This is a genomic window from Neisseria sp. MVDL19-042950 (genome assembly GCF_030504625.1).
GTDB lineage: Bacteria > Pseudomonadota > Gammaproteobacteria > Burkholderiales > Neisseriaceae > Neisseria.
This window is the reverse complement of record NZ_JAUKWH010000034.1, coordinates 1-544: the sequence shown is the minus strand read 5'-3', so window position 1 is coordinate 544 and position 544 is coordinate 1. Positions and strand designations below refer to the sequence as shown.

At 44.9% G+C, this 544-nt stretch carries 1 protein-coding gene; it reads right to left on the bottom strand.

Annotated features, from left to right (window positions below; all coding sequences use genetic code 11):
• Window positions 1-522, bottom strand: a 522-nt coding sequence (locus tag Q0X97_RS11815) for a DUF6396 domain-containing protein (protein WP_302067616.1), incomplete at its 3' end; no start/stop codon positions are given.
• Between the last annotated feature and the right edge of the window lie 22 nt (window positions 523-544).

The window sequence follows — 544 nt, the reverse complement described above, 5'->3', positions numbered from 1 at the left end:
ATCATCGGGTTTGGGTGGGGCATTGCCTTCGACAAAGCGTTGGATGGCGAGTTTGCCGTCCCATTCGGGCAGCGGAGCGGGCGGCAGCGGTACGATATCGTCTATTTCCTGTACGTGCAGTTCGGGTTTGAATAGGATCCCGGGATATTTACTTAAATAACTCTCAATAATTCCATAACGTCGGGAACGTTCTTTATCTACTTGAATAATATAGGAAATATTTCGTTGTGTTCCATCTGGCATATATTGTTGGTATGTGCCGTTGAAAATACCCTTAAGAACGAATGCTCCTTGATAGCCGCCCCCTCTTATAGCTTCTTGGGCAGCACGCATGGCATTACCAAGTTGATTGTATCTTACTTCATATATAGAGCTTGACTTAGATGCACCTTCTATACTGGGGAAACGATGTTTTTTACTGGCGGAGCAGTGATAGAATTTTGCGGCCAAATTTGAAAGGGAATCGCGCAAAGGTCCTTCAAGCATATTGATAAAAATGCTGGTCAGCAATTCGCCGATCATATACATGGCTTCGGAGTTTCCC